Here is a 16,753-nt window from a genome sequence, read left to right as displayed (position 1 = left end):
CTTCTCCTACGGCCTCCTCGGCTGGTTGTCTAACACGCATCGCCGATGGCGAGCCAGCTTTCGCTTTTGTAAGAGGAGGCAGACGGCGCATCGGCAAGACCTTTGGCAGCGCCTCTACACGCGCCAAGGGAAATCGAGTGTTTCGTCAGCAAGCAACCAGGACGCCGTCAATGGCGCAGTTGCTTGCTGCGTAGGAGTTTGCCGTGCATATCTGTGTAAGTTGCCATACACCCTTGAGGCCCTTCGCTTGGTCGTGCAGCGCTTGTGGCTGGCGAGCCACCATCCGTGATGGCGTCGCTTGCTTGGCGCCCGAGATGCTGCAGGACAACGACGGCTTCCATGAGCCGCTGTTCGAGGAATACCAAAAGCTGCAGGCTGACCACTTTTGGTTCGTGCATCGCCGCAGGCTAATCGTGTGGGCGCTGCAGCGCCATTTCCCGCAGCTCCAGTCGTTTCTGGAAGTTGGCTGCGGCACAGCGGAGAACCTAGCCGCGATTGCAGATCGGTTTCGGCACGCAGAAGTGTGCGGTGGGGAACCCTCGCTGAATGCACTCCAGATGGCGCGCCGTCATTGCGGGGCGAAGTTCTTGCAAATGGATGCTCGCGCGATACCGTTTGTTGAGGCATTTGAGGTGGTCGGCGCCTTTGATGTCATCGAGCATATCGATGATGATCGACGTGCCCTAAGTGAGATGTACAAGGCCTGCCGGCGCGGTGGCGGGCTGATCTTGACAGTGCCCCAGCACCCCCGGCTCTGGAGCCGCGTGGACGATGCGGCCAAGCACAAACGTCGCTATACGCGCCGGGATCTCATTGAAAAGTTGCGCGCCACCGGGTTCCGACCGCTCTATGTCAACTCCTTTATGTCGCTGCTGCTACCGGTCATGGTTCTTTCGCGTCTGCATCAAAAGATCGCACGGACCGAGCAGGAAGTTGACGAAGGCTTTCGTATCGGGAAAACGCTTAATCGCCTGTTCTCGACGGTCTGCAACGTTGAGTCTCGCTTGCTTACCCGCGGCATTCACTTTCCGGCCGGCGGCTCACTGCTCGCCATTGCGGTCAAGGAGTAAGGTAGCGACTCAACGAACAGGAACCCGCCATTTACACGTGTCCGATACACCTACGAGAATGAGCCGCCATGACGAATCGACATCGCTTCTACAGGTACCTCGCGAGCGGCGGTGTTTCCACCGCCGCTCACTATCTGACCCTATACGCGCTGGTCCAAATGGGGACCGAGCCTGTGCTCGGATCAACCATTGCGGCGCTGGTGGGGCTGGTGCTCAACTACTCGGTCAGTCGGCGGTGGGTCTTCGATGCGTCAGCCAAGATCCCGGAGACGCTCGCCCGATTCGCCCTCGTATGGATGCTGGCATTGTTGATCAACGCCTGGGCACTGGCATCCCTCCTCGCTTTAGGGTTCCACTATCTGGTTGCGCAGGTGACCGCAACCGGGGTCTTGGTCCTGATCAATTTCAATCTCCACCGCCGTTGGACGTTTTCCGGTGCGCGCGTGCCCCCCCTCGATAAGTGACCCATGTCTCACCAACGCAAACACTGGACAGCACAGCCTCAACACGCCTTAGGGCAGTTACATCAGGAGACGATGCCATGAGAAAAAGTACTGTCATATCGATATTGGCAACCCTTGCCAGCTTTCCCACGATTGCAAGCGCCTTCGTCCTGCATCTCGAACATGGGTTCGGCACCCACAACCCCGTCGTGACGTTGGGCGGCATGCAGCCCTCATCCGCACTCCCTGAAGAGATCGACGTTTCGCTCAAACGGGGCGATATTCTGTCCAAAACGCTTTCGTCTCAACAGCGCTATTCCATGCGGCTGGTCAACCGTGGAAGCGTTTCCGTGAAACTCCGCTTGGATATACAAGACGCAGGCGGGATCGGCGCACTACCGGGCACGCAACCGATCGATTTGGTGTTGGAGCCGGGGGAAGCGAGAGAACTGGCTATGGAGGCTTGGACTCCAATGATGGTGGTCGTCAGTACAGCGGCGCCTTAATTTCTCCGCGTGCAACACCTGAGGCAGACGTTAGCCCGCACGGCAAAAGCCAAGAATGAGCGGGCAATGTGCCTCTGTTGCAGAGACTGCGCGTTGCACTGTTCTGACACAGTAGCGAAACCGCCGCAACAGTCGAAAAATCACCGTGAGCCCACTGCAACTCTTCGTTATCTTGGCCGGCTTAACCGGCCAGCTATTCATTGCCCGCAAAGACCCGCGCGGCTATCTAGCCTGGATTGCCGGCAACATGGGCCTGGTGTTCGTGTACTGGGAGACCAAGCAATTTGCATTGATTGCATTGCAGTTCGTCAACACAGGGATCCAGGTCACGGCTCTGATCGCTTGGCGACGAGCAAAGCGGTGCAATGAAACCAGCCCTGCACAACCGTGTGAGGCGTGACAGGGCTGGTGGTATTTTAACTGCCGGTGAACCAGGTGCTGCGCGCGATGATGACACGCACTCCCTTGGCTTCGGGTGCATCCGGCAGCAGAACGCCCAGGTCGACCGAGGTGCTCTGCATCGCTTCAATGAATGTCCACGCTTGCGTCCCGGTCCCCGTGGAGAATGCGATGGTCTCACCGGAGTCAACATTGATGTACTTCATCCCGGGCTTCACTACCACCGTGCGCGCAGCCATTGACGCAGGGGCAGGTGAGCCGAACAACAATGCGGTCTTGTTCATATTCGACGGGGGTGCCGACGGGCTTTGCCGCACGTGTTCGATCCAATTGTCCCCGCCGTCACCGCGGAATTTGTCAGAGGCCCATGCCGCCGAGCTTGCGGCAAAGAGGACTGCGAGCATGAGCGAAGCAAGTCCATTGCGATTCATCGTTTTCTCCTGGAGCGTCAAGTGGTGTGAACGATTCTAGAGAGGCATTCCTCTCCCTTCGATGACTCGCGAATTACGTCTCGGTAAGGCGCTCATACCGAAGATGAGCCTCAGGGGAGGTACACAAAAAAAGGGCCATGCCCCCATTCAGAACCACCACCGTATGCCGGCAATGATTTGCCTATCTGTCGCGCTTTGCCCCGCCGCTCGCGCAAAGTCGGCGGTCTTGCCCATCTTCTTGCCCCAAACCACGCCGATATACGGAGCAAAGTCGCGGCGGACTTCGTATCGGAGTCGCAGACCTAGCCGGAGGTCAGCCAGCCCGCTGCCGATTTCCCGTGCCTCGTCAGTCTTTGCGTAGGCGTTCGCTTCGATTTCGGGAGTCAGGACGATGCGCTGTGAGAAGCGGACGTCGTAGGTAGAGCGTACACGCGCAGCCACGCGCCCCGCGTTGCTGACGTACAGTGTCGCCTCTGCATCGAACCAGTAAGGCGCAAGGCCTTGGATTCCGAACGCTGCCCATGTGCGCGCCGGCCCGCCACCAAAGTCGCGCCGAATGCCCGTCTGCCAATCCCAGAACGGAGCAAATGCATGTCCCCACAGCGCCTCAACTTTTGCATCTTCGGTCTTACCGAATAGCCGCATACCCTGCAGTTTGAGCCACAGCCTATTGATGTCCTTTCCGATCCATCCGTGCATGTCCCACGCCAACCCGGTGGCAGCGGGAGCGCGTATGGCTTCGAACCGGTCGAACAAGAATTGGTGATAAACGTCGTTGTCGGCCATGGTGTTTCCCGGCATGGTGATGCCTCGCTTGGGATCTCGCATGGGCACGCGAGGCTCATCGCTCTTAAGGATGACGTTGATGCCGCTTTCCTCGGTATTAGCGGCCCGTTCGGGTGATGCGGACATGTTTGCTCCCTGGCTGAGAACTTGGTCAGGCATGCCCTGTCGCTTCTGTGGCATGGCTTGCATGGAGGAGCCTGCTGTCTGTGCGCCTGCGGCGTCCACAGTAAGCGCCAGCGGCGCGGCGACCAAACACAGCCATCTTTGCACTCTTGGCAACATGACTCGCTCCTTAGCCGATGGGTTAGGCCACAACCACCTTGCGGAACATGCCGGCTTCCATGTGATACAGCAGGTGACAATGGAATGCCCACTGCCCCGGGGCATCTGCCGTCACGAGGAAACTGATCTGCTTGGACGGTTGAACGTTGATGGTGTGCTTGCGAACGAGGGCTTGGCGCTCACCGTTCTCCAATTCGCTAAACATGCCGTGCAAATGCATGGGGTGGTTCATCATGGTGTCGTTGACGAGGGTGATCCGCACCCGTTCGCCGTAATACAAACGGATTGGCTCAGCCTCGGAGAACTTCTTGCCATCGAACCCCCAAATGAACCGGCGCATGTTTCCGGTCAGGTGCAGGACGATTTCGCGGCCCGGGGGCCGAGCGTCAATGGGGGGGCGAGCGTTCGCAAATCCGCATAGGCCAATACCCGACGGCCGTTGTCGCGCAATCTTGGACCGGGGTCGGCGAGCGACTTCGAAGGATTCATGGAACGCATGTCGACTTCGGGGCCGGTCTGCATGACCGACATCGTCATTGGCGGAGAAATCATGGGCTTTTGGCGTGGCGGCATCGGCATGGGGGATGCCATTCCTTCATGGCCTGACTGCGGTTGCTTGTCTTGCATATCGGCCACGGGTCCGCTCATCTCCGGCATTGAATGGCGGGGGGCGGAGTGGGATCCGTTGTTTGGCATTCGCATCGTGGTACCGGGCTGTTCTCTGCCCATAGCCATCCCGCTAGTCTCCATTCCCATGTCCGCCATGGAGAGCCAAGTTTTAGGGTCCATCGGTGGAACCTCGGCGCGCATGCCCGGCTCCGGCGCGAGTGTGGCACGTGCGTAGCCGCTGCGATCCATCGCCTGAGCAAAGATCGTGTATGCAGCATCCTGGGGCATTTGCACCAACACATCGTAGGTCTCGGCCACCCCGATCCGGAACTCGTCGACGTCCACCGCTTCGACGTCTTGCCCGTCCGCTGCGCAAACGCGCATCGTTAGACCCGGAATCCGGACGTCGAAGGTAGTGGTAGCCGATCCATTGATAAAGCGCAGTCGTACGCGCTCGCCGGCCTTCGCGATGGCCGTCCAGTTGGCAAAGGGAGTGGCGCCGTTGACTAAATAGCTATAAGTGGCGGCTGATACGTCGGCGAGGTCGGTAGGGTTCATGCGCATCTCGTTCCACATGCGCCGACGTTTGAGCGCTCCCGAGATGCCCACTGTCCTTGTGTCGTCAACGAAGTCGGCGACCGTAGGTAGCTGGAAGTTATAAAAATCGCTCGATTGCTTCAGATGTAGGAACACGCTGTCTGGATTTTCGTCCGTCCAATCGCTCAGCATGACAATGTAGTCGCGGTCACTGCGGACGAGATCTGGCTCTTGTGGTTCGATTACCAATGGGCCGTAGAGTCCGAGCTGCTCCTGAAAACGCGTGTGACTGTGATACCAGTAGGTGCCGGCCTGCCTCACCTTGAACGTGTAGATGAATGTCTGGTGAGCGGGAATGCCAGGGAATGACACGCCGGGCACACCATCCATCGCAAATGGAACGAGGATGCCGTGCCAGTGGATCGAGGTTTGCGTGTCCAGTGTGTTGGTGACCCGCAGTGTCACCTTTGACCCCTGCTTCCATCGCAGTATCGGCGCTGGGATCGACCCATTCACGGTGATGGCATAGCGTGCGCGCCCAGTGAAATTGACGAGCGTGCGTCCAATAGTCAAGTCAAAGTCGGTCCCCGTAAGCGCACCCGGATAGTTCTGAACTTGTTGTGCCCATATGGGCGCGGCCATTGTCCCGCCGAACGCGGTTGCGACCGTGCCAGCCATCCGGTGCAAAAACTTGCGGCGGCCCACGCTGCCCAGTGAAATGCTGTCGCTCACGATCCTCTCCCTATGTTGGAAGGTTGTGGTCCTGCGTTACGAACGATAGTCCCCAACGGGACTCAATGTCGGTAGCATGGGGCATGCCCAGGGCGGAGGGTGCAACGGCGGCGTTGTTGTCTTCGCTCACCATTGCTCCTCCTGTGCCAGACCGCTATGCTCACTACGACCTTCGTAGCGCGCCACTCTTTCCTCACAGGATGCCGAGCATGACCCGCCAGCACAGCCACAAAGAAGCAGCTTCGCGCCAGGAAAACGCCAACGCACCGCAAACACACAACGAGTACACGCACCAACGCCTATGCGACAGCGACGACCAACACGCTCATTCGCCCCCCGTGCCCGAGGCTGTCGAGAGCGACAAAGCAGGCGTCTCATCAACGACGGAGTTCGCGCCCACGGTTTACACCTGCCCGATGCATCCGGAGATTCGCCAGGATCATCCCGGCACGTGCCCCAAATGCGGTATGACGCTGGAGCCGGTCATGCCCGCGGTAGAGGAGGAAGAGAATGCGGAGCTTGCGGACTTCCGGCGGCGATTCTGGGCAAGCTTTCCATTGACGGCGATTGTTTTTGTGCTGGCCATGGCTGGACACCGATTGACTCGCCTCGATCCAGCATGGCAAGACAGGTTTGAGTTGGCACTGGCCACACCGGTCGTGCTTTGGGCGGGATTGCCATTCTTCAGACGGTGTGCCCAATCCTTTGTATACCGCAGCCCGAACATGTGGACGCTCATCGGCCTGGGCACGGGGGCTGCCTATCTTTACAGCGCGGTAGCGGTCGTTGCGCCGGGTGTGTTTCCCTCTACCTTTGCGGCGTCCGGCCGGGTGCAAGTGTATTTCGAAGCGGCGGCCGTCATCATTTCATTGACACTGCTGGGGCAGATGCTCGAACTGAAAGCCCGCTCGCAGACCTCAGCCGCAATCAAGTCTCTACTCGGCTTGGCCCCGAAAACGGCCAGGCGTATCAACGCAGACGACAGCGAAGAGGATGTTCCCATTGCCCATGTTCATGTGGGCGATTTGCTGCGTGTGCGACCCGGTGAAAAGGTGCCCGTGGATGGCGTTGTGGTCGCGGGCGCGAGCGCGCTCGACGAGTCGATGATCACCGGTGAGCCGATTCCCGTCTCCAAACGCGCGGGCGACCATGTGATCGGTGCCACCATGAACACCTCGGGCGCACTCGTGGTCCGGTCCGAGAAAGTGGGCGCGCAGACGGTCCTCTCGCAAATCGTACAAATGGTTGCGCAAGCACAGCGTTCCAAGGCGCCGATGCAGCGGATGGCAGACAAGGTGGCGGGCGTCTTTGTGATCGGTGTGGTCGGCATCGCCGTCATGACGCTCTTCGCCTGGGGGATCTGGGGTCCACAGCCGAGTTGGGCCCACGGCTTGATCAATGCGGTCGCCGTGCTGATCATTGCTTGCCCGTGCGCGCTCGGGCTTGCCACGCCCATGTCCATCATGGTGGCCAGCGGCAAAGGGGCCGAACACGGCATTCTTTTTCGGGATGCCGCAGCAATCGAGAACCTGCGCAAGGTCGACACGCTTATTGTGGACAAGACAGGCACGTTGACCGAAGGGCGCCCCTCATTCGATCGGGCCATTGGCCTCAATGGATTTTCCGACATGGACGTCTTGCGCTTGGCGGCCAGTCTGGACCAAGGTAGTGAGCACCCCTTGGCCGCTGCGATCGTGGCGCAAGCGCGCGAACAGGGGCTCGCGCTCGAGCGGCCGGAAGATTTTGAATCCGCGTCAGGGATCGGCGTGAGAGGACACGTCGCTGGGCGAAGCCTGGCGCTCGGCAACACCTCGCTGATGCAGGCGCACGCGGTTGCTGTCGATGCCGCCTCCACCGAGGCAGACGCCATGCGAGCCCGAGGCGCCAGTGTGATGTACCTGGCGGTCGATGGGGTCCTTGCTGGCCTGCTGTCGGTTTCCGATCGCGTGAAGACGACAACACCGCAGGCCCTGACCCAACTCAGAGCCGATGGGCTTCGGATCGTGATGGCTACCGGCGACGGAAACGTGACCGCCCAATCCGTCGCAAAACAACTTGGCATTGTTGAGTTTCGCGGCGAGGTCAAGCCTGCGGATAAGCTGGCGTTGGTCGCCACACTTCAAGAACGAGGCTTGGTTGTAGCGATGGCAGGCGACGGCATCAATGATGCACCGGCGCTCGCCAAAGCCGACGTGGGTATTGCGATGGGTACCGGTACCGATGTCGCGATGAACAGCGCCCAGGTTACCCTCGTGAAAGGCGACCTGCGGGGCATTGCCCGTGCCCGCGCCTTATCCGAGGCAACGATTGCCAACATGAAGCAAAACCTCGGCTTCGCCTTCCTTTACAACGCACTGGGTGTGCCATTGGCTGCCGGCGTGCTCTATCCTTTTACCGGACTTCTGTTATCACCCATGATTGCCGCATTGGCGATGAGCTTGAGTTCGGCATCGGTGGTCGCCAATGCGCTGCGACTCCGTGCGACCCGACTCTGATCCCAGCATTCGCCGCTTCACGAGGCTATTGCGAACAATTCTCATTCTCCCTTACAATCTCCTTATTTCGGAAGGGGAGTCAAATGCAAGGTGCTACAAAAAGCACGCATTGGGGGAAGGTTTGGCTTGCTGGGGCGCTTGCCTGGCTGTGTTCCACAACTGCGCTTGCCGGCGAATCGCCGTTCGGGTGGATTTACACGGCCGACGTTATGCCCAAAGGCCGCTTCGAATTCGAGCACCAGTCTTTCCTGCAGCGGGGCCAGTCCCAAGGATCCTATAGCGGATTGCTCAACCGCGAAGAAGTCGAGTACGGCGTGACGGACAAATTCCAATTGGCCGGCTATTTCAACTGGAGCTACGTGAACGCCAATCGGAATGGTCTTGATGGCACCACGCGTGGGCCGCTGACAGATCTCGGTCCCAATGACGATCCGACTGGGCGTTACCGCAAGACTCGCTTCGAGACTGTTTCACTCGAAGCGATCTACCAACTCATGAACCCAGTGACTGATCCGATCGGCTTGGCACTGTACATCGAGCCAGAACTGGGGCCCCGTGAGCGCGATCTCGAATGGCGCATCATCTTGCAGAAGAACTGGTTGGATGATCGGCTCATTTTTGCCGCCAATATTCTCGGTGCCCATGAGCGCGACAAAACCGCCATGGGTGATATTGAGCGTGCTTCCATGCTTGATCTGACCGCCGGCGTGTCCTATCGCTTGACCGACAACCTGAGCCTGGGCATGGAGGCGCGCAACCATCGTGAATTCCAGGGGTATCGCTATAACCGTCGTGATCACTCCGCGTGGTTTCTTGGCCCCAATTTGCACTACGCCACCAAACACTGGTGGGTAACGGCCGCGTGGCGCCACCAATTGCCCGTAGTCAAAACCTACAACGAGGACCAGGCGGACGTAGTGGCAGGCAACCGTATCTTCGGTGACGAGCATGCGCGCAACGAGTTCATGGTCAAGGTGGGGTTCCCATTTTGAAGCGCGTCCATTGATACGGAGACAGACATGAAGTGGACTCCCATGGCGGCAGTGCCGCTTGCGGTGCTGGTCGTGCCCGTCCAAGCGACGGAATACCTGACAGTTCAACAGGCTCAGGCGCAGATGTTTCCTGGCGCGAGTTTTCAGGCCGTGCCTCTCCAGATTACGGACCAGATTCGCGAAACATTGAACGAGCGCTCCGGGGTACACGAGCCATTCAATGACAAGGGGGTCTGGAAAGTGTCGACTGGCGGCTGGTTCATCGTGGATCGCGTGGTGGGCAAGCATGAAAAAATCACGTATGCCGTGGCGCTCGACGCCAAGGGAGCCGTGCGCGCCGTCGATATCCTGACGTACCAGGAAACGTATGGCTATGAGGTGCGCAATGCCGACTGGCGTGCCCAGTTTGTTGGTAAGACCGCGCAGGATGCTGTGCAGCTTGGTAAAGACATCCGTAACATCAGTGGCGCGACGCTCTCATGCAAACACATCACCCAGGGAGTCAAGCGGGTGCTGGCTGTGTATGACCTCTTACTAGCCAAGATGTGATTCGTCGCTCCAAACCGCTATTGGGGACTTTCGTTGAAGTTCGCATTGACGATGTGTATCCCCAGGACTGCGCTCACTTGGCAGAAACCGCCATCGCAGCGGCGTTCTCCGTAATCGAGCAAGCCGAGGCGTTGATGAGCTTCCAGCGCTCGGATAGCGACTTGTCACGTCTGCATGCGGCGTCGGTAGGCGAAGCGGTCCGCGTTCACCCTTGGACCATGCGTGTGCTGCGCGAGGCCCAGCGCATGCACGAGCGTACCGGCGGCGTGTTCGACCCCACCGTGGCCCGCATGTTGGTGGCACACAAGATTCTGCCCCGCCCGGCGGGGCCGACAGCGGAAGTCGACGCGCGGATTGCGGACGTGGTGACGCTCGGTGAAAATCGCATCGGCAAGCGGCGCCCGCTATGGTTGGACCTCGGTGGCATCGCCAAAGGCTTTGCCGTCGACATGGCCGTCCTGAGTTTACGGCACCACGGCATCCGCAGTGGTGCCGTTTCGGCTGGAGGGGATCTGCGCGTCTTTGGCACACATGCGCAGCCCATCCACGTACGCAGTGCCAACGCGCCGGCTCGGCTGGAATTACTCGGTATGCTCGCCCACGGGGCCGCGGCCACCAGCGGTCACTATTTCGCAGAAAGCTTCGGATTGCCTCCCGGTACTGAGTCCATTCGATCGCAACAAATACTGACGGAGGCGCCCTGCGCAGAGCGGACTGTCACCGTTATCGCTCCTCGCTGTATCTGGGCGGACGCTCTTACCAAGGTTGCCATGCTTGCGGGCACGACGGCCCCTTCCACGATCCGCGCGCTATCGAGTTATCACGCACACGTTGTTGCATCATGACGCAATCCTCGCATCGACATCCGCTTAAAGGGACAGGCATCCGCTTGCATCCGTATCACTATTGGCTTGCTCTCGCCGTATTACTAGCGGTAGCGGTGTCTGGACTGGTGTGGACAGTTTTGCATGACCTGCTTCAATGGGCGGATGCGCCGGTCGTCCGCCAGATACTGCAATTGCACGGCGCCTTTGCGTTCTGCAGCCTGATTCTCTTCGGTTCCATGCTGCCGCAGCACATCCGCTTCGCGTGGGTCGCGCGCCGCAACCGCGTGACCGGCACGTTGACGGGAATCGTGTTCTTGCTGCTGACCATCAGCGCCTATGGTCTGTATTACGGCCCCGAAGATTGGAGTGGTCTTGCAAAGACTGCGCACCTTGTGATGGGCATCGCCGCTGTTGCGGCCGTTCCCCTACACATGCTCATCGGCCGGAAGCGCCACGAAGGCTATCGTGCGTCGGCGAGCAAGAGTGCGCGGCACTAGAGCGATTGAAGCGGATTGATGAGTCAGTCCAGCGAGCACGTGCAGCGAATGCCTCGACGTGCAAAAAAGCCCCGGAGGTGCGCTCCGGGGTGAGGGGGAAAGCCCGGAAGGGGGTGTTCCGGGGTTGAGCTTTCAGTTACTGGTGACCGCCGTCCGTGTAGGGATCGCGTGTGCCCATCGAATGCGCGCCATCGGTGTAGATGTCGCGCGCTGCGCGTCCACCATCGGTATAGGGGTCGCGCTTGCCCATCGCGTGACCGCCATCGGTATAGGGGTCGCGCGCGCCGGTAGCCATTGACGCGTTGGCGACGTTGATACCGAGCGCCAGCAACGCTGCCCCCATCAATGCGGATTTTTTCAGGATGTTCATCGCGTTCTCCTTCTTCAAGTTGAAACAAGACACTGCTAGTCACGGCAGTGTAGAAGGCTGAGGCTGACAGAAACGTGACCCTCGTATTACAACTGCGCCAGATCAGCGAGATTGATCCGGTATGCCACCCTCAATGCATGGCACGACAGGCGTCGGCACACTTCTCGCAGGCGCGCGCGCACTCCTGACAGTGCTCATGGGAGTGCTTGGCACACTCGGCGGCGCAAGCTTGACAGATTCTCGCGCACAGTTCGCATATGGCATTGGCTTGGGTGCTGCCTCGCGCCATCAACCCCACGGCGGTCCCGCAGATATCAGCGCAATCGAGATCCAGCCGAATGCAGGTGCTCAATGTCAGAGCGTCCTTTTCGGTCAGGCAGGAGGCGGCGCAGTGCAGGCACGCCACGTGACACGCGGCGCATTCATCGATGCAGGTTTGGAAGTATTGGTGAGGCATTTGGGTTCTCCTTGATTGGCGACGTGCCGAAATGGCACGATGCACGTGGAGCAAGGAGAGAGCCTGGGCCTTGGTGCTTGTGGAGAAATGCTGTCGCCATGTTGTGATGCGTGCACATACTTTCAAAAACGTCATAGGTAAGCAAGATTTCGGACAGGTTGGACTGCGCCTGTGCCGTCATCCTGGTCGAGCCGGCGCATCACGTCAGCGAGCGGACGCCCAAAGTTCAGGAGCGGATCGGCAGCCGGACGGTAAATCGAGTACGGTCGTGCGCGCGTGTAACAGAAATGATTCCCCCATGGGCGAGAACGATTGCTTTGGTGATGGCCAAGCCAAGGCCTGCTCCGTCAGATTCGGGACGCGCGCGTGACTTGTCTGCACGAAAGAAGCGCTCGAAGATGAACGGCAGCACGTCAGGAGCAATCGCTTCGCCGTCGTTGTCGATCGTCACGGCGAGATCCTCCTCGCCTGGCTTGATGGAAACGATCACACGGCCGCACCTGGGCGTGTGCCGTATTGCATTCGACAACAGATTGCTGAAGGCGCGTCTGAGCATGAGCCGATCGCCGCGCACCTGCGCTTGTCCTTCCACTTGCAACTGCACGGCTTTGTCCTCTGCAAACGCATCGTAGAACTCAAAGAGGGCACGCACCTCGTCGGCAAGCTCGATCATCTCGGCACTAGGCAGCGTCAGGTTGTGCTCCATCTTGGCTAGATAAAGCATGTCCGACACCATCCGAGCCAGCCGCTGCAGCTCTTCCACGTTTGAAGCAAGGACGTCTCTGTATTTCGCAGGCTCGCGAGTCTGTGAGAGTGCCACCTCGGTTTGCGTCAACAGGTTGGTGATCGGTGTGCGTAGCTCGTGTGCGATATCGGTCGAGAAGTCGGTGAGTCGCTGGAAATCGCCCTGCAGGCGCGCGAGCATGCCGTTCAACGTCACGCCAAGATCGGCAACCTCGACAGGTACCATATCAACCGGCATCCGTTCGTTCAGGCGGTCGGCAGTTACAGACTTCGCTCGCGAAGCCATTGCGCGCAATGGCAACAGCCCGCGCCGGGCCGCCCACCATCCGAATAGGCCGCTCGCCAAGGCGGCCAACGCGATGTAGAGCATCAACGTCTTCCGAAACGCTCGTAGGAAATGCGCATGGATCTCCGTATTGATGCCCACCAACACGTCGAGCGCATCGCCGTCGCGCAGTGGCACTTGCATATGCACACCCCGGTATTGCTCTTCGCCCTGCTGCCAAACAAGGGCCCCGGAATGGCGGCCTGCCTTGCGCAGCACGCGCAACACCTCCGCAAAGTCAAAGTTGGGGGTAGCAAAAAGGGGCTGACCCTGTGGCGCCTGGACCCGCACAATCAGATCCGTGCGATGCTGCAACACGTCGTTGAGTCGAGTGGAGACCTCGGCCGCAGAACTACTCTCAACCACCCGGCGAATGACGTTCACGTTCTCGCCCAACGCCGTAAAGTCTTCCACGGCAAAGTGTTCCTCCATCGCCAGGGCAATCAGAATGCCGAGGCCCAACAACACGGCCGCTGACGACAAGGAGAAATATGCGGTTAGCCGCGCCGTCAATGAAAGGCGCCGCATTACTCCCCATCCTCCGGGCCTTCGAGGACATAACCCATACCACGAACGGTATGGATCAATTTGGGTTCGAAGTTATCGTCAATTTTGGCGCGCAGGCGTCGAATGGCGACGTCAATCACGTTGGTGTCGCTGTCGAAATTCATGTCCCAGACTTGGGACGCGATCAGGGATCGGGGCAGCACCTCCCCATGACGGCGGGCTAGCAGTTCGAGCAACGAGAATTCCTTACTGGTCAACGCGATTCGCTGCCCGCCGCGGGAAGCACGGCGGCGAGTCAGATCCAGCACCAGGTCGGCCACCTGGATGCGTTCTGCAAGTGATGGCGCACTGCCTCGTCGAAGCAGGCTCCGAACACGGGCGAGCAATTCCGCGAATGCAAAAGGTTTCACCAAGTAATCGTCCGCGCCTAGTTCCAAGCCCTTGACCCGATCGGCGACGCTATCGCGCGCGGTCAGAAACAGCACCGGTACGGCCAGTTCAGCTGAGCGCAGCGCGTGCAGAATCTGCCACCCCTCGAGATCGGGCAACATCACGTCAAGGATCAAGAGGTCACAGTCGCCCGTCATTGCAAGATGACGGCCGTCCATCCCATTACGGGCGAGGTCAACAACAAAGCCGGCTTCCGACAGCCCCTGCTGCAAATATTCGCCAGTCTTGGATTCGTCTTCGACAACAAGGAGCTTCATGTCTGTCTCTTTATTACTTATGGCGCACGAAAAGTGCGATCGGTATCTTGTAGCGTACATGGAGCCGCCTGGTTGCTGACCAACCTGACCAATATGTAATGTATCGGTCAGGTTAAAGTAGCCTTGCAGTGATTAGTCTGCTCCTGCCGTACAAATCTCATCAGGGACTTACGCAAGGAATCAAGAGATGCGCAGCAATCGTGCAATGGGCGTGGTGCTTCCGAACCTTCCTCGGAGGCGATTTGTGCAGGGCTTGGCAGCCGGAGGGGTGATCGCCGGCCTGGGTTTAAGCGGGATGCCCGCGCGGGCGTCGCAACCCCAGGGCGCGGCCTTTGGCACTGCGCCCGTGCTGCGAGGCACGGAGTTCGATCTGGTGATCGCCGAGACCCCGGTGAACTTCACCGGCAAGCCAGGCATGGCCACCACCATCAATGGCATGCTGCCCGGCCCGACGTTGCGTTGGCGTGAAGGTGACACGGTCACCATCCGGGTAACCAACCGCCTGCCGGAGCCCACGTCAATTCACTGGCACGGCATCATTCTGCCGTTCCAGATGGACGGCGTGCCCGGGATCAGCTTTTCTGGGATCGCTCCGGGCGAAACATTCACGTATCGCTTCAAGGTACAGCAGAGCGGCAGTTACTGGTACCACTCGCACTCCGGCTTCCAGGAAATGACTGGGCTGTATGGGGGCATCGTTATCGACCCCGCGGGCGAGGACCGCGTGCGGGCCGATCGCGATTACACCGTCTTGCTCTCCGACTGGACGGACGAGGATCCGATGCGCGTCCTAACCAAGCTCAAGATCCAGGGCGACTACTACAACTATAACCAGCCGACCGTGGTCGATTTCTTTCGCGACGTCTCGCGTGAGGGATGGACCTCTGCCATGGACAAGCGACGGATGTGGAACCAGATGCGGATGAATCCGACCGATCTGGCGGATCTCTCCAGCGCAACGCTGACCTACCTCATGAATGGCGTGACGCCAGCGGGGAATTGGACCGGCCTATTTTCTCCGGGCCAGACGGTACGGCTGCGCTTCATCAATGGGGCCGGCAACACGTTCTATGACGTTCGCATTCCGGGCCTGAAAATGAAGGTGGTGCAGGTCGACGGACAGGATATCGAGCCGGTGTCGGTCGATGAGTTCCGCTTCGGCCCTGGCGAGACCTGCGACGTAGTGGTCGCTCCAACGGACGAGGCCCACACAGTGTTTGCCCAGACGATGGACCGGACCGGGTACGCCCGCGGCACTCTCGCCGTGCGTCCGGGTGTGCAAGCCCCTGTGCCAGCTGTCGACAAGGCCGAATGGCTGACGATGGCGGATATGATGGGTGACATGGGTGACATGTCTGGGATGTCTGGGATGTCTGGGATGTCTGGGATGTCTGGGATGTCTGGGATGTCTGGGATGTCTGGGATGTCTGGGATGTCTGGGATGTCTGGGATGGACCATGGCGCCATGGTCATGGACCACAGCCAGCATGGAACGATGCAGGGCAACGTCGCAAACTCCTTGAAGGTGCCGAGCAAGAAGGCCCGTCATGCGCGAACAGAGTACGGTCCAAGCACCGACATGCATGTCGATATGGCGCGGACAAACCTCGACGATCCCGGCATTGGGCTGCGCAACAATGGGCGACGCGTGCTGGTCCTGCAGGACATGCATACGATCGGCGGCCCCATGGACGCCCGCAGCCCGCAGCGCGAGGTGGAGTTGCATTTGACCGGCAACATGGAGCGCTACGCATGGTCGCTCGACGGCGTTGAGTTCGGCAAATCAACCCCCGTCCATTTCCGCTATGGGGAGCGTCTTCGCGTCATCCTTCACAACGATACGATGATGACGCACCCGATGCACATGCATGGGATGTGGAGCGAACTCGAGGCGCCGGACGGTACATTCTTGGCGCGCAGGCACACGATTCCGGTGCAGCCCGCGCAGCGCGTTAGCTTCCTTGTCACGGCTGACGCTCTGGGACGATGGGCTTGGCATTGCCATCTCATGCTGCATATGGATGCAGGTATGTTCCGTGAAGTGATCGTCGCCTAAGCCCGGATCGACAAGTCAAATGACCACGCATAAGCACGTTAAGACAGCATTGGCAGTTGCCTTGGCCGTTGTCGGCATCAACGCCGCGTCGGCACAGGAATCTACAGCTACCTACGACGCCATGGCGCCAAGCTCGGGCGCCAGCACTCGGCCGACTGCCCATGGCTCGATGCAGGGCATGGACCATGGCTCGAAGCAGGGCATGGACCATGGCTCGATGCAGGGTATGGACCATGGCTCGATGCAGGGTATGGACCATGGCTCGATGCAGGGTATGGACCAGGGCTCAATGCAGGGTATGGACCAGGGCTCAATGCAGGGTATGGACCAGGGCTCAATGCAGGGTATGGACCATGGCTCGATGCAGGGTATGGACCATGGCTCGATGCAGGGTATGGACCAGGGCTCAATGCAGGGTATGGACCAGGGCTC

The 16,753-nt window shown here is 59.5% G+C and carries 16 protein-coding genes and 2 pseudogenes; 11 read left to right on the top strand and 7 right to left on the bottom strand.

Features of this window, described 5'->3' with window-relative positions; all coding sequences use genetic code 11:
* The first annotated feature begins 314 nt into the window (after nucleotides 1-314).
* The 4 genes from ACUXH0_RS14600 (at nucleotide 315) to ACUXH0_RS14585 (ending at nucleotide 2,419) form a co-directional block, all read left to right on the top strand.
* Nucleotides 315-1,070, top strand: coding sequence for a class I SAM-dependent methyltransferase (locus ACUXH0_RS14600; RefSeq protein WP_009241653.1), 756 nt, complete (start codon nucleotides 315-317; stop codon nucleotides 1,068-1,070).
* A gap of 68 nt (nucleotides 1,071-1,138) precedes the next feature.
* On the top strand, nucleotides 1,139-1,534 hold the full coding sequence (locus tag ACUXH0_RS14595) for a GtrA family protein (protein ID WP_009241652.1): 396 nt from the start codon (nucleotides 1,139-1,141) through the stop codon (nucleotides 1,532-1,534).
* A 77-nt stretch (nucleotides 1,535-1,611) separates the two neighbouring features.
* Nucleotides 1,612-2,019, top strand: a complete 408-nt coding sequence (locus ACUXH0_RS14590; protein ID WP_009241651.1) for a hypothetical protein — start codon at nucleotides 1,612-1,614, stop codon at nucleotides 2,017-2,019.
* A 145-nt stretch (nucleotides 2,020-2,164) separates the two neighbouring features.
* Nucleotides 2,165-2,419, top strand: a complete 255-nt coding sequence (locus tag ACUXH0_RS14585) for a nicotinamide mononucleotide transporter (protein WP_009241650.1) — start codon at nucleotides 2,165-2,167, stop codon at nucleotides 2,417-2,419.
* 16 nt (nucleotides 2,420-2,435) lie between these two features.
* Here the strand turns inward: ACUXH0_RS14585 and ACUXH0_RS14580 are convergent, their stop codons facing one another.
* The 3 genes and pseudogenes from ACUXH0_RS14580 to ACUXH0_RS14570 form a co-directional block, all read right to left on the bottom strand.
* Nucleotides 2,436-2,870, bottom strand: a complete 435-nt coding sequence (locus tag ACUXH0_RS14580; RefSeq protein ID WP_232295863.1) for a CzcE family metal-binding protein — start codon at nucleotides 2,868-2,870, stop codon at nucleotides 2,436-2,438.
* A 126-nt stretch (nucleotides 2,871-2,996) separates the two neighbouring features.
* Nucleotides 2,997-3,761: a copper resistance protein B gene (locus tag ACUXH0_RS14575; RefSeq protein ID WP_232295862.1), complete on the bottom strand. Its 765-nt coding sequence runs from the start codon at nucleotides 3,759-3,761 to the stop codon at nucleotides 2,997-2,999.
* A gap of 178 nt (nucleotides 3,762-3,939) precedes the next feature.
* Nucleotides 3,940-5,741, bottom strand: a pseudogene (locus tag ACUXH0_RS14570) (copper resistance system multicopper oxidase).
* Nucleotides 5,742-6,004: 263 nt separating this feature from the next.
* On the opposite strand from ACUXH0_RS14570, the gene ACUXH0_RS14565 reads away from it, so the two are divergent.
* The 5 genes from ACUXH0_RS14565 (at nucleotide 6,005) to ACUXH0_RS14545 (ending at nucleotide 11,155) form a co-directional block, all read left to right on the top strand.
* Nucleotides 6,005-8,290: a copper-transporting P-type ATPase gene (locus ACUXH0_RS14565; RefSeq protein ID WP_009241644.1), complete on the top strand. Its 2,286-nt coding sequence runs from the start codon at nucleotides 6,005-6,007 to the stop codon at nucleotides 8,288-8,290.
* An 83-nt stretch (nucleotides 8,291-8,373) separates the two neighbouring features.
* A complete protein-coding gene (locus tag ACUXH0_RS14560) occupies nucleotides 8,374-9,282 on the top strand; it encodes a DUF6662 family protein (RefSeq protein WP_004635287.1) in 909 nt (302 codons plus the stop codon).
* 27 nt (nucleotides 9,283-9,309) lie between these two features.
* Nucleotides 9,310-9,831, top strand: a complete 522-nt coding sequence (locus ACUXH0_RS14555) for an FMN-binding protein (RefSeq protein ID WP_004635288.1) — start codon at nucleotides 9,310-9,312, stop codon at nucleotides 9,829-9,831.
* Nucleotides 9,828-10,676 (top strand): FAD:protein FMN transferase, encoded by an 849-nt coding sequence (locus tag ACUXH0_RS14550; RefSeq protein WP_009277715.1) that lies wholly within the window; start codon nucleotides 9,828-9,830, stop codon nucleotides 10,674-10,676. Before ACUXH0_RS14555 ends, ACUXH0_RS14550 begins: the two co-directional genes overlap by 4 nt.
* A complete protein-coding gene (locus ACUXH0_RS14545; protein WP_009241642.1) occupies nucleotides 10,673-11,155 on the top strand; it encodes a hypothetical protein in 483 nt (160 codons plus the stop codon). Before ACUXH0_RS14550 ends, ACUXH0_RS14545 begins: the two co-directional genes overlap by 4 nt.
* A gap of 136 nt (nucleotides 11,156-11,291) precedes the next feature.
* On the opposite strand, the gene ACUXH0_RS14540 is transcribed toward ACUXH0_RS14545, so the two are convergent.
* From ACUXH0_RS14540 to ACUXH0_RS14525, 4 genes are all read right to left on the bottom strand, one after another.
* The gene (locus ACUXH0_RS14540; RefSeq protein WP_009241641.1) at nucleotides 11,292-11,525 is read right to left on the bottom strand and encodes a hypothetical protein; all 234 of its coding nucleotides are present in this window, start codon (nucleotides 11,523-11,525) and stop codon (nucleotides 11,292-11,294) included.
* A 130-nt stretch (nucleotides 11,526-11,655) separates the two neighbouring features.
* A complete protein-coding gene (locus ACUXH0_RS14535) occupies nucleotides 11,656-11,982 on the bottom strand; it encodes a four-helix bundle copper-binding protein (RefSeq protein ID WP_009241640.1) in 327 nt (108 codons plus the stop codon).
* A gap of 226 nt (nucleotides 11,983-12,208) precedes the next feature.
* Nucleotides 12,209-13,579: a heavy metal sensor histidine kinase gene (locus ACUXH0_RS14530; RefSeq protein WP_012755706.1), complete on the bottom strand. Its 1,371-nt coding sequence runs from the start codon at nucleotides 13,577-13,579 to the stop codon at nucleotides 12,209-12,211.
* A complete protein-coding gene (locus ACUXH0_RS14525; protein ID WP_182594181.1) occupies nucleotides 13,579-14,265 on the bottom strand; it encodes a heavy metal response regulator transcription factor in 687 nt (228 codons plus the stop codon). Before ACUXH0_RS14525 ends, ACUXH0_RS14530 begins: the two co-directional genes overlap by 1 nt.
* Before the next feature lie 187 nt (nucleotides 14,266-14,452).
* Here ACUXH0_RS14525 and ACUXH0_RS14520 point away from each other — a divergent pair, with 187 nt between their 5' ends.
* Both ACUXH0_RS14520 and ACUXH0_RS14515 read left to right on the top strand, forming a co-directional pair.
* Nucleotides 14,453-16,321, top strand: a complete 1,869-nt coding sequence (locus ACUXH0_RS14520; RefSeq protein WP_104577723.1) for a copper resistance system multicopper oxidase — start codon at nucleotides 14,453-14,455, stop codon at nucleotides 16,319-16,321.
* 19 nt (nucleotides 16,322-16,340) lie between these two features.
* Nucleotides 16,341-16,753 (top strand): annotated as a pseudogene (locus ACUXH0_RS14515) (copper resistance protein B); the annotation flags it as partial.

The sequence above is a fragment of the Ralstonia sp. 110700041-2 genome (assembly GCF_056280165.1).
The sequence above is the reverse complement of the archived record's forward strand: the minus strand, read 5'-3'. Positions and strand labels throughout refer to the sequence as shown.

Bases quoted from the DNA above. Each gene is read 5' to 3' on its own strand.
- ACUXH0_RS14600 (WP_009241653.1), top strand. From the start codon at position 315: ATGCTGCAGGACAACGACGGCTTCCATGAGCCGCTGTTCGAGGAATAC.
- ACUXH0_RS14595 (WP_009241652.1), top strand. From the start codon at position 1,139: ATGACGAATCGACATCGCTTCTACAGGTACCTCGCGAGCGGCGGTGTT.
- ACUXH0_RS14590 (WP_009241651.1), top strand. From the start codon at position 1,612: ATGAGAAAAAGTACTGTCATATCGATATTGGCAACCCTTGCCAGCTTT.
- ACUXH0_RS14575 (WP_232295862.1), bottom strand. From the start codon at position 3,761: ATGTCCGCATCACCCGAACGGGCCGCTAATACCGAGGAAAGCGGCATC.
- ACUXH0_RS14565 (WP_009241644.1), top strand. From the start codon at position 6,005: ATGACCCGCCAGCACAGCCACAAAGAAGCAGCTTCGCGCCAGGAAAAC.
- ACUXH0_RS14560 (WP_004635287.1), top strand. From the start codon at position 8,374: ATGCAAGGTGCTACAAAAAGCACGCATTGGGGGAAGGTTTGGCTTGCT.
- ACUXH0_RS14555 (WP_004635288.1), top strand. From the start codon at position 9,310: ATGAAGTGGACTCCCATGGCGGCAGTGCCGCTTGCGGTGCTGGTCGTG.
- ACUXH0_RS14545 (WP_009241642.1), top strand. From the start codon at position 10,673: ATGACGCAATCCTCGCATCGACATCCGCTTAAAGGGACAGGCATCCGC.
- ACUXH0_RS14540 (WP_009241641.1), bottom strand. From the start codon at position 11,525: ATGAACATCCTGAAAAAATCCGCATTGATGGGGGCAGCGTTGCTGGCG.
- ACUXH0_RS14535 (WP_009241640.1), bottom strand. From the start codon at position 11,982: ATGCCTCACCAATACTTCCAAACCTGCATCGATGAATGCGCCGCGTGT.
- ACUXH0_RS14530 (WP_012755706.1), bottom strand. From the start codon at position 13,579: ATGCGGCGCCTTTCATTGACGGCGCGGCTAACCGCATATTTCTCCTTG.
- ACUXH0_RS14525 (WP_182594181.1), bottom strand. From the start codon at position 14,265: ATGAAGCTCCTTGTTGTCGAAGACGAATCCAAGACTGGCGAATATTTG.
- ACUXH0_RS14520 (WP_104577723.1), top strand. From the start codon at position 14,453: ATGCGCAGCAATCGTGCAATGGGCGTGGTGCTTCCGAACCTTCCTCGG.